Origin of the sequence: Shewanella sp. FJAT-52076 (assembly GCF_019457455.1) — a bacterium.
In the GTDB taxonomy this organism is placed as follows: Bacteria; Pseudomonadota; Gammaproteobacteria; order Enterobacterales; family Shewanellaceae; genus Shewanella; species Shewanella zhangzhouensis.
This window is the reverse complement of the sequence record NZ_CP080415.1, coordinates 2607160-2619365: the sequence shown is the minus strand read 5'-3', so window position 1 is coordinate 2619365 and position 12206 is coordinate 2607160. Positions and strand designations below refer to the sequence as shown.

10 protein-coding genes are annotated in these 12206 nt (G+C 55.1%); 6 read left to right on the top strand and 4 right to left on the bottom strand.

Going from position 1 to position 12206, the window contains the following annotated elements; translation table 11 throughout:
- Positions 1-12 precede the first annotated feature (12 nt).
- From secD to K0H79_RS11315, 6 genes are all read left to right on the top strand, one after another.
- Complete coding sequence (secD, locus tag K0H79_RS11340) at positions 13-1869, top strand: protein translocase subunit SecD (RefSeq protein WP_220075875.1); 1857 nt, start codon at positions 13-15, stop codon at positions 1867-1869.
- A gap of 13 nt (positions 1870-1882) precedes the next feature.
- Positions 1883-2830, top strand: coding sequence for a protein translocase subunit SecF (secF, locus tag K0H79_RS11335; RefSeq protein WP_220064920.1), 948 nt, complete (start codon positions 1883-1885; stop codon positions 2828-2830).
- Positions 2831-3030: 200 nt separating this feature from the next.
- A complete protein-coding gene (locus K0H79_RS11330; protein WP_011760302.1) occupies positions 3031-3348 on the top strand; it encodes a DUF2007 domain-containing protein in 318 nt (105 codons plus the stop codon).
- A 77-nt stretch (positions 3349-3425) separates the two neighbouring features.
- Complete coding sequence (locus K0H79_RS11325; protein WP_220075874.1) at positions 3426-3785, top strand: rhodanese-like domain-containing protein; 360 nt, start codon at positions 3426-3428, stop codon at positions 3783-3785.
- Between the two features lie 8 nt (positions 3786-3793).
- The gene (locus K0H79_RS11320; protein ID WP_220075873.1) at positions 3794-4705 is read left to right on the top strand and encodes a bifunctional precorrin-2 dehydrogenase/sirohydrochlorin ferrochelatase; all 912 of its coding nucleotides are present in this window, start codon (positions 3794-3796) and stop codon (positions 4703-4705) included.
- A gap of 18 nt (positions 4706-4723) precedes the next feature.
- Positions 4724-5263, top strand: a complete 540-nt coding sequence (locus tag K0H79_RS11315) for a YaeQ family protein (protein ID WP_220075872.1) — start codon at positions 4724-4726, stop codon at positions 5261-5263.
- Between the two features lie 97 nt (positions 5264-5360).
- On the opposite strand, the gene K0H79_RS11310 is transcribed toward K0H79_RS11315, so the two are convergent.
- The 4 genes from K0H79_RS11310 to K0H79_RS11295 form a co-directional block, all read right to left on the bottom strand.
- Positions 5361-7772: a S8 family serine peptidase gene (locus K0H79_RS11310; protein WP_220075871.1), complete on the bottom strand. Its 2412-nt coding sequence runs from the start codon at positions 7770-7772 to the stop codon at positions 5361-5363.
- Between the two features lie 535 nt (positions 7773-8307).
- Positions 8308-8652 carry a rhodanese-like domain-containing protein gene (locus K0H79_RS11305; protein ID WP_408733389.1) on the bottom strand — a complete coding sequence of 115 codons (345 nt, stop codon included), beginning with the start codon at positions 8650-8652 and terminating at the stop codon, positions 8308-8310.
- Positions 8653-8730: 78 nt separating this feature from the next.
- Positions 8731-8946, bottom strand: a complete 216-nt coding sequence (locus tag K0H79_RS11300; RefSeq protein WP_011760296.1) for a DUF2892 domain-containing protein — start codon at positions 8944-8946, stop codon at positions 8731-8733.
- Between the two features lie 28 nt (positions 8947-8974).
- On the bottom strand, positions 8975-12196 hold the full coding sequence (locus K0H79_RS11295) for an efflux RND transporter permease subunit (RefSeq protein WP_220075869.1): 3222 nt from the start codon (positions 12194-12196) through the stop codon (positions 8975-8977).
- Positions 12197-12206 lie beyond the last annotated feature (10 nt).

The following is a 12206-nucleotide window of genomic DNA, read 5'->3' as shown; positions in this document are numbered from 1 at the left end:
AGGGCGAAAGGCGTGCTAAATAAATACCCAATGTGGAAGAACATCATGGTGGTGCTGGTCATCGCCATTGGTGGCTTCTATGCGCTGCCCAACCTGTTCGGCGAGGATCATGCCGTCCAGGTCGTGGCTACCCGTGGTGCAGACGTTACCGCAACTACCCAATCTGACGTGTCAGCCGCACTGACCGCCAAGGGCATAGGCATCAAGCGTTCTGAGCTTGAAAATGGCCAGTTGCTGGTGCGTGTGGCCAATGCAGAAGATCAGCTCACAGCCAAAGAAACCATTGCCGAACTGCTGGGCGACAAATACACAGTTGCCCTGAACCTGGCACCGGCCACCCCCGAGTGGTTGGAGTCAGTGGGCGGCAGCCCCATGAAGCTGGGTCTCGACCTTCGCGGCGGTGTGCACTTCCTGATGGAAGTGGACATGAGCGAAGCCATCCGCAAGATGGAAGAGGCCAAGATTGCCGATTTTCGCAGCCAGCTTCGTGAAGAGCGTATTCGTTATGCCGGTGTCCATCGCACTGTGCGCGGTATCGAAATCAAGTTCCGTGATGCCGAGACCTTGTCTCAGGCAGAACGTTTCCTGAAGAGCCGTGGCAATGACATGGTGTTTTCTGACATCTCCAGTGGTGACAACGTGGTACTGCTGGCGGTGATGAGCGAGGCCTACCTCAAGCAAATTAAAGAGGAAGCCCTGCTGCAAAACATCACTACTATACGTAACCGTGTGAACGAGCTGGGTGTGGCTGAGCCAGTGGTGCAGCGTCAGGGTGCTGAGCGCATCATCGTGGAACTTCCCGGCGTGCAGGACACTGCCCGCGCCAAGGAAATTCTGGGTGCCACAGCCTCCATTGAATTCCACATGGTGGATGAAAAAGCCGACGTGGCTGCCGCTGCCAATGCCAATGGCCGTGTGCCAGCCGGCAGCGAGCTGTATCAGCGCCGCGAAGGTGGCCCTGTGGTGCTGAAGAAAGAAGTGATGCTCACCGGTGACCATATTACCGGTGCTCAGCCTTCTTTCGACGAATACAGCCGTCCACAGGTCGCTATTCAGCTGGATGCCAAGGGTGGGGAAATCTTCTCCAACGTTACCAAGGACAACATCGGCAAGCCGATGGCGACCCTGTTCATTGAATACAAGGACAGCGGTGAGCGTAACCCCGATGGCAGCGTGAAGATGCGTAAAATCGAGGAAGTTATCTCGGTTGCCACCATTCAGGCACGCCTTGGCCGCAACTTTGTTATCACGGGTCTGACCCACAGCGAGTCGCAGAATCTGGCGCTCTTGCTGCGTGCCGGTGCCCTGATTGCCCCTGTATCCATCGTGGAAGAACGCACCATTGGTCCAAGCCTGGGTGCTGAAAACATCGAAAACGGTCTGCAGGCGATGATCTGGGGTATGGTTGTGGTACTGGCCTTTATGCTGGTGTACTACCGTGCCTTCGGTGTGATTGCCAACCTGGCACTGTGTGCCAACCTCATCATGGTAGTGGGCGTCATGTCCATGATCCCGGGTGCGGTGCTGACCCTGCCGGGTATTGCCGGTATGGTACTGACTGTGGGTATGGCGGTTGACGGTAACGTACTGATTTATGAACGTATCCGTGAAGAGCTTCGTGCCGGTCGCAGCGTACAGCAGGCTATCCACGAAGGTTATGGCAACGCACTGTCGACCATCGCCGACGCCAACATCACCACCTTCCTGACGGCACTGATTTTGTTTGCCGTGGGTACAGGTGCGGTCAAAGGCTTTGCCGTGACCCTGATGATTGGTATTGCCACCTCCATGTTTACTGCCATTGTGGGTACACGTGCTATCGTGAACGCCCTCTGGGGTGGTAAGCGTGTGAAGAAATTGTCGATTTAAGGAAGCCCATATCATGTTTCAGATTTTAGATATCAAAGGCTCCATCAATTTCTTACGCCACGCCGCGCCCATCAGTATCCTGTCAGCCATCCTGGTGGTGGGTTCGCTGGTATCTCTGGCGACCCGCGGTATCAACTGGGGCCTGGACTTTACCGGTGGTACCGTGGTGGAGATGGAATTCTCCAAGTCGGTTAACCTCGAGACACTGCGCAGCAACCTCACCGAGCCGCTTGTGGCCGGTGCCGTGGTTCAGAACTTTGGTTCAAGCCGTGACGTGCTGGTGCGTCTGCAGGTACGTGAAGGCGTGAAGAGTGACGACCAGGTGCGAGTGGTGATGGCCAAAGCCACTGAACTCGACCCTGAAGTTGTCCAAAAGCGCGTGGAGTTTGTGGGACCACAGGTCGGTAAGGAACTGGCAGAGCAGGGCGGCCTTGCGGTGCTGGTTGCGCTTATCTGTATCCTTATTTATGTGTCTTTCCGCTTCGAGTGGCGTCTTGCCGCAGGTTCGGTTGCCGCACTGGCTCACGACGTTATCGTGACCCTGGGGGTGTTCTCCGTGCTGCAGCTGGAGTTTGACCTCACGGTATTGGCGGGTCTCCTGACCGTTGTGGGTTACTCGCTCAACGACACCATCGTGGTGTTCGACCGTATCCGTGAGAACTTCCTCAAGATGCGTAAGGGGACCCCGGAAGAGGTGGTTAACAACTCCATCACCCAAACCATGAGCCGTACCATCATTACGACCGGTACCACACTCATCACCGTGGTGGCCTTGTTCCTCAAGGGCGGCACCCTTATTCACGGCTTCGCCACGGCGCTGCTGCTGGGTATTGTGGTGGGTACCTACTCTTCCATCTATGTGGCGAGTTATTTGGCCATTCGTCTTGGCATCAACCGTGAGCACATGATGCCGGTAGAAGTCGAGAAAGAAGGCGCCGACCAGCCTTCGATTATGCCTTAAGCGGCATGATGACCTTAAAAACCACCCTTCGGGGTGGTTTTTTTATGGTTCATTTTCGTAAATACCAAACAGCATGTTCTAAAAATGTTAACAATGTCGGCTTTTCAGTGCTCGATTTTACAGCGATTTGTCGCTAGCATGGGCTGGCCCGGGAGTGGGGCATATATCAAAAGAGACAGCAGTAGTTGTAGGAAAGTCCGATGGAACAACGTAAATGTTTATTGGCCGGTGGCAATTTGCTCCAGGCCCATACCTGGAAAGGGCTGTTACAGGTTGCCGGTATACAGGTAGAACTCAGAGGCGAGGCGCTGCTCGGTGGTGTAGGTGAGCTGCCGGTTGATCTGCAGAATGTCGAATTGTGGGTCAATGAATCTGAGCTCGCCAAGGCCCAAAGCCAACTGGACAGCCTGGGTGGTGACCGTCCCCAATGGCAATGTTTGAACTGCCATGAGATGAATGAAGCCAGCTTTGAGCTGTGCTGGCATTGCAGTTCTGAGCGCAGCGAAGCCCATAACTGAACTTGTGCATGCATCACTTGTGAAGCCCTGACCATAGCACTACACTGGTCGCAAAAGGGCATCATAAGGAGTTCAAAATGCAGCATAATCCCGGATTTGTTGCCTTGGTTGAATCAATACTTCCCAAGGTTACAGAAATCTCCGTTGAGGAGTATCAGGCCGACGACAGCTGGCAACTGCTCGATGTTCGTGAAGATCACGAATGGCTGAAAGACCGACTTCCCGGCGCCAGACACCTGGGCCGTGGCATTCTTGAGCGGGATGTGGAAACCCGTTTCCCCGATAAATCGACTCCCCTGTTGCTCTACTGCGGTGGCGGCTATCGCTCTGCATTGGCGGCGTATAACCTGCAGCTCATGGGTTACACCAAGGTGGCTTCTCTGATGGGTGGCTACAAAGCCTGGGTTGCCCGTCAACTGCCGCTGGTGACTGACTAGGACCGCAGATGCAATATTTTCCCCTGTTTGTTGATACCCGCGACCGCTCGGTTCTGGTCGTGGGGGGCGGTGATGTGGCCGCCCGTAAGCTGGAGCTGCTCTGCCGCACTGACGCGCTGATCACCGTAATAGCCACTGAAGCCTGCGCAGAGATTCAGGCGTTAAAACACAGCGGCCGCATTAAGCTCAATGAACGTCCCGTCAACGATGATGATATTTGCGATTGGGATTTGCTGTACCTTGCCACCAACGACGAAGCGCTGAATGTGCATCTTGCCGGTGTAGCCAGGCGCCGGAATATTTGGGCCAATGTGGTGGATAACCCGGCGTATTGCGACTTTATCACCCCCTCCATCGTCGACCGTGGTCGCCTGGTTGTCGCCATCAGTACGGCCGGTGCCGCCCCTGTATTTGCCAGAGACATAAGGGCACGCCTCGAAGCCTGGCTGCCCCCCTCATTGACGCCCTTGTTCGACTTTATTGCGGCGCGGCGACAACAGGTACAGGAAACCCTTGCCACTGTGCCCGCCCGCCGACGTTTCTGGGAGCGGTTTTTTGCCCTCAACGGTGACAGATTTGATGCTCAGACGGAGCTTCATTTCGAAGATGCGTTTTTGTCCCTAGAAGGTCAGGGCGAGCTGCTGCTGATTGATGAGGATTCCTCACCCAGGCTATTGCCCATCGCCGCCATGGCCATGTTGCAGCGCCTCGATATTATCGAGTCCGACATCAGTCTGCCGCCAGAGCTGAATGAACTGCTAAGGCGCGATGCCGAGCGCAGGCCAGCGTCTTCTTTTGCCGCCCTGGATAAGGCGCTGGAAACGGGTAAAAGGGTGCTGGTCTATGCTGATGCGGCCCAGATAAAGGCGCTCAGGGCCCATTTCCCCCAGGCCAGGCATCTCAGGCCAGGCGCGCTTTAACGCCGTGTCGTCATTGCCATGACGCTTAAGTCCGATGTCCATAAAGTCAGTTTTGAGATTGCCGACTTGCGCCGTGGTTATTTCGGCTATCACAAACTGACGCTGGCGCGGCATCCCTCTGAAACCGAGCAGCGGCTGATGCTCAGGCTGCTTGCCTTTGCACTCTATGCCTCAGCGGGGCTTAAATTCGTCGGTGAACTCTGTAATCAGGACGAACCTGAGCTCTGTGAACAGGCGCTCGATGGTCACTATTTGCTGTGGGCGGAGTTTGGCCTGGCGGATGAGCGGCGGATAAAACGTGCTGTCCATCGGGCCGATAAGGTGGTGGTGTTCGCCTACGGCGGCCAGGATTTGGCCCATTGGTGGGATGACATGGCCGGAAAGTGTGCCCGAATCGACTCCCTGTCGGTGCTCGCGTTCGATAATCCAGGCCTGGAGGTCTTGTTGCCCTTTGTCGCCAAAACCATGACATTGGCGGTCAATATCGATGAGGAGGGTAACGTGCGTGTCTCCAATGGCGAATATGACGTGGTGATTGTCCCCCGGAGCCTTAAATAACACCGTTTAACCCAATCAGGGTGTTTTAACATCGCTTCATCGGTATTTTGCCAATAAAAAAGGAGCCCTAAGGCTCCTTTTTCACAGACTCAATGGATTATTGGAACGAGATTTCCCATGAGTCGATGTAACCAGTGTCACGGCGTGAGCTGTCAACGGCTTTCAGCTTCCAGGTACCCTGAGACTCAACACCAGTGGCGTTCACAGTGTAAGTCTTGCTGATGTTGTCAGTGCCTGCGCCTGTGTTGTCGTGCAGCACGGCGACCTGACCACTTGGCGTGATAAGTTCAACCTGCAGATCGCCAATGTAGGTGTGTACGATGTTCACTTTCACGGTAACAGTGCCGGCATCGCCACTGCGGCTTACATCGATAGGGCTGCTGATCCCGGCGGTGTTGTTGTCCGGAATGCTGTAGTTATCGGTGTTGGTGTAAGTCGCAGGACCCGTGGTACCACCAGTGCTGCCGCCTGTAGGCGCAGTGTAGCTGGCAACCAGATTCACACCACTGAAGGCGCTGTAACCCTGCACCATAACATAGTAGGTACCGGCCTGAGCTGTGGTGATTGGGCAAGATTCGGTGTTACCGCCTTTCCATGGACGGCAATCGTAGCTGCTGGTGGTGGGAGCTGCACCGTACTGAACGTACAGATCCGCATCACCGCTGCCACCGCTCATGGCAAAGTTCAGATTGGTGGCACCGGCAGGCACATCGATGAAGAAGTGCAGCTCTTCATCTTTGGCACCGGCGAGGTTGCTCTTGGCAACGCCATTGGTCATCTCAGCATCTGAGCCACCATTGTTGCCACCGCCATTGGTTGGGCCATCGCAGGAAGCGTCCAGATACTCTTTGGCGGCAACCGCATCAACCAGACCATAACCTGTCTTGTCGTCACGGCCGGCCACATCCAGATCTTCGGCTGTTGCACGCAGGGCTGCACGTACCTGTGCGGCGCTACACTCTGGATGATAACTCCACACCAAAGTGGCTACACCGGAAACGTGTGGGGTCGCCATAGACGTACCGTTGTAGTACTCGTAGTCCTTTCCACCTTCGCTGGATACGGTCACACTGGAACCAATGTGACTGCGCAGCGCCAAGCCAGTAGCGCGGTCAACCGACACAGACACCTTGGTCAGCTCGCTGTTGGTGTCAACCACAAAGGGGTTTTGCAGGCCGGGCAGGGCGGTGTTTGAGTAAACGATGGTGGCAGAAGCACCGGCGTTTTGACAGGCCTTGGCCGCGTTGATTTCAGGGTAGCTGGAGCCCTGGTTGCCAACACGCTCTACCAGACACACCTTGCCGGCCATGTTGCCACAGTTAAAGGTGCTGCCAGACACGCTGCACTCGGCCAGGGTGGCGGTTACAGTGCCGTTGATGGGAGCTGGGGCGTAGCTGGTACCGGACTTCACCAAACGGTTGTGCGGTACTACACCGTTGTTGAAGTAAGACTGGCCACCAATAACGATGTCAGACAAACGGCCTTCGCCGCGGGTCACGGTAGACAGAATGGCTTCACCGGGACCTGACACTTCCACCTGATTGGTGTACTGGGAGAACGCAGCATGCTGCTTGGTGCTGTCTACGGCAGCAACCGATACCACGCTGTCGTAGGATGCCGGGTAGCTGTGGGTGTTGTCGCCATCGTTACCCGCGGCAGCAATCAGCAGTACGCCGTTGTTGTAGTGGGCAGCCAGGGCGTTGCGCTCTGTGGTGCTTGAGCTGGCGCCACCCAGAGACATGCTGACGACGTTGGCACCGTTGGCCACACAGGTGTCCACGGCGCTGACCAGGCTTGACGAGTAACCCCAGCCCGCTTCGTTGAACACTTTGATGATATGGATATTGGCATTTTGGTTAGGCAGTACGCCCACCACGCCTTCACCGTTGGCAATCGCCGCAATGGTACCGGCAACGTGGGTACCGTGGGCGTTGTTGTTACCGGGTTCGAACCAGTTGCCGGTACCTGAGTTATTGGTACCTGTGACATTGTTGCCCGACAGATCGGCATGACCACGGTCATAGCCTGAGTCGATGATACAGATGGTGCGGTTGCCGCTCAGGTTATCGGCCAGCTGAGTTGCACCCACAAAGGTTTGACCCCAGGGGGTGGTTTCAGCGAGCAGACGACGTGGCACGTCTTCTTCCACAAATTCAACATCGGCACGGGCACGCAGGGCCTTGATGCCATTGTTGTCCAGCTTCACTGTGTAAGCGTTGCTGCGACCGATACGCTTCATTTCTTTGGCGCTGGCGGCATTGAGGGCACGGTGGTGACCATAGACTTCATGGCTGCGTGGCTGATACTGCATGCTGTTGAGTGTGTCTTCAGCACTGTAAAGCTCGGCGGCGGCATTGTTTTTGAATTTAACTACATAGCGCTTTGGCAGCGGGGAGTTTTCGCCTTTGGCGAAGACAGCGTCAGTAGGTGCGGCATGAACACCGGCAGACACAGCCAGTGCGAGGGTTGATAAACCCAGGGCTAAAGTTTTTTTGTGTTTCATTGTCATACTCGTCTTCCATGTTGCAAGAGGCAGAACTTGTCGTTGTTATTTGGCATCCATCCGGTAAAACCTGAAATCCATTTTCGGCAGTGAATGTATCTATCGATGAAGCATTTGTAAACGTAATGTAAACAGAATGGCGTGTGGGTATGGTTGGGTGAAAAAGTGCCAAATTAGAATATTTATGCAAGTTAAAGGGGCTGTATTCGCTTGCTTGTTGGCTTGCTGAATGAATATTCGGATCCTTGAATGGAGCAGTGTGCCGACAGGTAAAACAGAGGTAAAACGAAATTTTGATATTAAATTTGTGAAAATATTAAAATTTTATGCTTTTTATTGCATTTGGTTATAACTTATTCGTTTTTATTGGCTCTAAGGTGGGTTTCAGCTGTTACGAGACTAAATCACCGGTTTGGCGCCATTTTTATGGCTTTAGTCATAGGGATACCGCTTGCCATGCGGTGCGGTGGAAAACAAGCTGATAACAAAAAGGCACCCTTAGGGTGCCTTTTGGATGGGGATAACCTGTTGTGGCAGGGCGTTACTTTTGGCTTTGTTCGGATTTGCCCGATTGCGCCAAATTCTCGTAGCCACCGCCGTTGTATACCTGGGTAAAGCCAGCCGCGTTCAGGGCATCATTGGCAACACCACTGCGTCTGCCGCTGCGACAATAGAGTACCACTGAAGTGTCCTTGTCGATGGCTCGTTTGGCAAATTCAGCGGCCACTTCCTCGTAGGGAATGTTGATGGCACCTTCGATATGCCCTGCAGCATATTCTTCCGGTGTACGTACATCGACCAGCATGGCGCCCTGTTCAATCAGTTTCCATGCGGTGGCTGCATCTTTGTCCTGGCCGATAGCCAATGTGCTTGTCAGCATCAGCATCAAACCAATCAGGGCAAGTTGCCCGATTTTAGCCAGTGGGTTCACAGCGTCTCCTTGGTGACTGTTTTTAATTTACAGCTACTGTTTTAACTTACAAAGTTCGGCCTCGGTTTTTACCCCAAGCTTCTTCATCAGCATGGCGGCGGGGCAGAATCCGGTAAAGGCACTTTGGAACAGGTTAGCGCCGACAAAGGCAGTAAGCCAGACAAAATTGTGATGGACCAACGCAGTCAGTACCAATGACAGCAGTACCATAAAGCCGGCAAAAGCCATAATAGAGCGTTCGAGTGACATAATGTTTCTCCTACGGGGTCAGGGTATGTTATTCGGTCTCATGGCCGTGTCTCATAAAACTGTAGTAGAGCACGGGGATGACGACCAAAGTCAGCAAGGTTGAAATAAATATCCCGAAAATCAGGCTGATAGCTAAGCCATTGAAGATGGGATCGTCAAGGATGAAGAGGGCACCAATCATGGCGGCCAGTGCCGTGAGCATAATGGGCTTGGCCCTGACGGCGCCCGAGTGGATCACGGCCTGGGCAAAGGGCACTCCGCGCTCGACTTCCTGATTAATAAAGTCCACCAGCAAAATCGAGTTGCGCACAATAATCCCGGCCAGGGCAATCATGCCTATCATGGAGGTGGCCGTGAATTGGGCACCAAATAGCGCATGCCCGGGCATCACCCCAATCACCGTCAGCGGAATTGGCGCCATGATAATCAGCGGCACCAGATAGGATCTGAACTGGGCTACCACCAAGAGGTAAATGGCAATCATGCCTACCGCATAGGCTATCCCCATGTCGCGGAAGGTTTCATAAGTGATTTTCCACTCGCCATCCCAGAGCACGGCCACGTCGGTCAGGCCTGAAGGCTGATTGACATAATGCTGGGCGTAGCCCATCTCCTCGCTGTCCGAAATGGTCGCGGCCATTTCAAACATGCCGTACAGCGGGCTGTCCAGCGGGCCCGCCATATCGGCGACCACCATCACCATGGGGATAAGGTTTTTATGGATGATGGGCGCATCTACCACGCCTTTACGTATAGTCACCAGCTCGGAAATGGCAACCAGTCCACGACTGCCGGGCAGAGTCATGCCCATGATGGCATCCAGATCCAGCTTGCTGCCTTCTTCCAGCTGCAGACGAATGGGGACGGGACGGGCCTGATTCTCAAGGTGCAGCACGCTCACATCCCGTCCACCCACTGAGGTGGCAACGAGATCTACTATCTCAGCATAGGAAACCCCAAGCAGCGCGGCCTTACTGCGGTCAATCAGTACCTGCCATTTCTGTTGCCCGGCGGGGAGGAAGATATCCATGTCCACCACGTCCTGGGTGGTATTGAATACCCCGAGGACATTACGGGCCGCTTCCTGACGCATGGCTTCGTTGGGACCATAGACTTCGGCAACGATGGGCGACCATACCGGCGGCCCGGGGGGTACTTCCACCACCTTGACGTTGGCGCCGAAATGACGGCCAATTTCCTGCAGCGGGCCCCTTACCGCCAGGGCGATACTGTGACTGTCTCTGCTTCTGTGCTTCTTATCACTCAGATTGACCTGGATATCGCCAAGCTCAGGACTTGAGCGCAAAAAGTAATGGCGAACCAGACCGTTGAAGTTCATCGGGGCGGCTGTGCCGGCATAGAGCTGCATATGCTGCACTTCTTCCACTGTGGCCAGTTCGTCTGCCAGGGCCTGCAGTACCTTGTGGGTTTCTTCAAAGGTCGTGCCTTCCGGCATGTCCACCATCACCTGGAACTCGGACTTGTTGTCAAAGGGCAACATCTTGAGCACCACGGCCTGCATGACCGGCAGGGCAACGGCCACCATGATGAGGCCTATGATGGCCAGGCCGAGGCCAAGGCGTGCCTTGCGACCGGCTTTGCCATTGAGGAAGGGGCCAATCAGACGGGTGAAAATCCGCACCATGCGCGGGTCTTCGCCGCCATGGGGGGACTCAGCACCCTGGGTGACGTCTTCATGGGGATGGGCTTTTAACAGCTTGCCGCTGAGCCAGGGGGTGAGCACAAAGGCAACCGCCAGGGAAATCAGCATGCCCATACTGGCATTGATGGGGATGGGGCTCATGTAAGGACCCATGAGTCCGGATACAAAGGCCATGGGGAGCAGGGCGGCTATTACAGTGAAGGTGGCGAGAATGGTCGGGCCGCCCACTTCGTCAACGGCAACGGGAATAAGCTCCCGCAGCGAGCGTTTGCCCATGCTCATGTGCCTGTGAATGTTTTCCACCACCACAATGGCATCGTCCACCAGGATCCCGATGGAGAAGATAAGCGCGAATAGCGATACCCGGTTGAGGGTAAAGCCCCAGGCCCAGCTGGCGAACAGGGTCAGCGCCAGCGTGATGATAATCGCAATGCCCACCACCAGGGCTTCACGCATCCCCATGGTAAAGAGCACCAGGATTACCACGGCTGTGGTGGCGAATATCAGCTTAAAAATCAGTGTATTGGACTTATCTGCGGCGGTGTCGCCATAGTTGCGCGATACAGTGGCATGCACATTGGCAGGCAGCAGGGTGTTCTCCAGTGTGCCCATGCGTTCAATCACGGCGTCGGCAATGTCCACGGCGTTCATGCCGGTCTGTTTGCCGATGGCCAGGGTGACTGCAGGATAGCTGCCATCTTTGGTGACGTGCTGCACCTGCGCCCTTGGCAGGTCGCTTTTCAGGGTGACCTCAGCCAGATCTGCGAGGTAAACCGGCTCGCTGTAGCCATCGGCGCCCTGACGTACCGCCACCACCAGCTCCTGAACGTCCTCCAGACGTCGTAAGAACTGGCCCGTTTGTACCTTGATCTCCTGATTGTCCTGAACCAATGGCACAGGCATGGAGATCTGGTTGTTGCCGGAGAGCGCGCGGTTGATGTCGCTGTAGCTCAGGCCATAGGCTGATAGGGCGGCGGGGTCTATGCGCACATTGAGAACCAACTCATGTTGTCCGAGGGTGTAGATCTCTCGGGTGCCGGGAATGCGCTTAAGTTCTGTCTCCAGTCCACGGGCAACATGAGTCAGTTGTTCGGGGGTGATGTCGTTGGCTTCGGACCACAGGGTAAGGCTGACGATAGGCACATCATCAATGCCACGGGGTTTTATCAGCGGCTCTCCCACTCCGGCGCCACTGGGCAGCTTGTCCATGTTCGAATAGATTTGGTTGTAAAGCGCGACTATGGCGTCATTGCGTTTTACACCCACCTCGAAGATGGCAATGATGAGGGCCCCATCGGGTTGCGAGAAGGAGTAAAGGGTATCAATGCCCTTGATTTCAGAGATAACCTGCTCTGCCGGCAGGGTAACCAAATGCTCCACTTCCGCAGGCGTGGCGCCGGGGAAGGGGATAAATACATCCGCGAAGGTCACATCAATCTGTGGCTCTTCTTCTTTGGGGGTCACCATCACGGCAAACATCCCCAGAAGCAGGGCCAACAGCGCCAGCAGCGGTGTAATGGCACTGGCCTGAAACGCGCGGGCGATGCGGCCGGAAATCCCTAACTGTTGGAGGTTTTCGCTCGTCATCCTGTATTCC

What these genes read in the sequence shown, in the direction of transcription:
- secF (WP_220064920.1), top strand. Translation starts at nt 1,883, where the DNA reads ATGTTTCAGATTTTAGATATCAAAGGCTCCATCAATTTCTTACGCCAC.
- K0H79_RS11330 (WP_011760302.1), top strand. Translation starts at nt 3,031, where the DNA reads ATGGAACAACGTAAATGTTTATTGGCCGGTGGCAATTTGCTCCAGGCC.
- K0H79_RS11325 (WP_220075874.1), top strand. Translation starts at nt 3,426, where the DNA reads ATGCAGCATAATCCCGGATTTGTTGCCTTGGTTGAATCAATACTTCCC.
- K0H79_RS11320 (WP_220075873.1), top strand. Translation starts at nt 3,794, where the DNA reads ATGCAATATTTTCCCCTGTTTGTTGATACCCGCGACCGCTCGGTTCTG.
- K0H79_RS11315 (WP_220075872.1), top strand. Translation starts at nt 4,724, where the DNA reads ATGACGCTTAAGTCCGATGTCCATAAAGTCAGTTTTGAGATTGCCGAC.
- K0H79_RS11310 (WP_220075871.1), bottom strand. Translation starts at nt 7,772, where the DNA reads ATGACAATGAAACACAAAAAAACTTTAGCCCTGGGTTTATCAACCCTC.
- K0H79_RS11305 (WP_408733389.1), bottom strand. Translation starts at nt 8,652, where the DNA reads ATGCTGATGCTGACAAGCACATTGGCTATCGGCCAGGACAAAGATGCA.
- K0H79_RS11300 (WP_011760296.1), bottom strand. Translation starts at nt 8,946, where the DNA reads ATGTCACTCGAACGCTCTATTATGGCTTTTGCCGGCTTTATGGTACTG.
- K0H79_RS11295 (WP_220075869.1), bottom strand. Translation starts at nt 12,196, where the DNA reads ATGACGAGCGAAAACCTCCAACAGTTAGGGATTTCCGGCCGCATCGCC.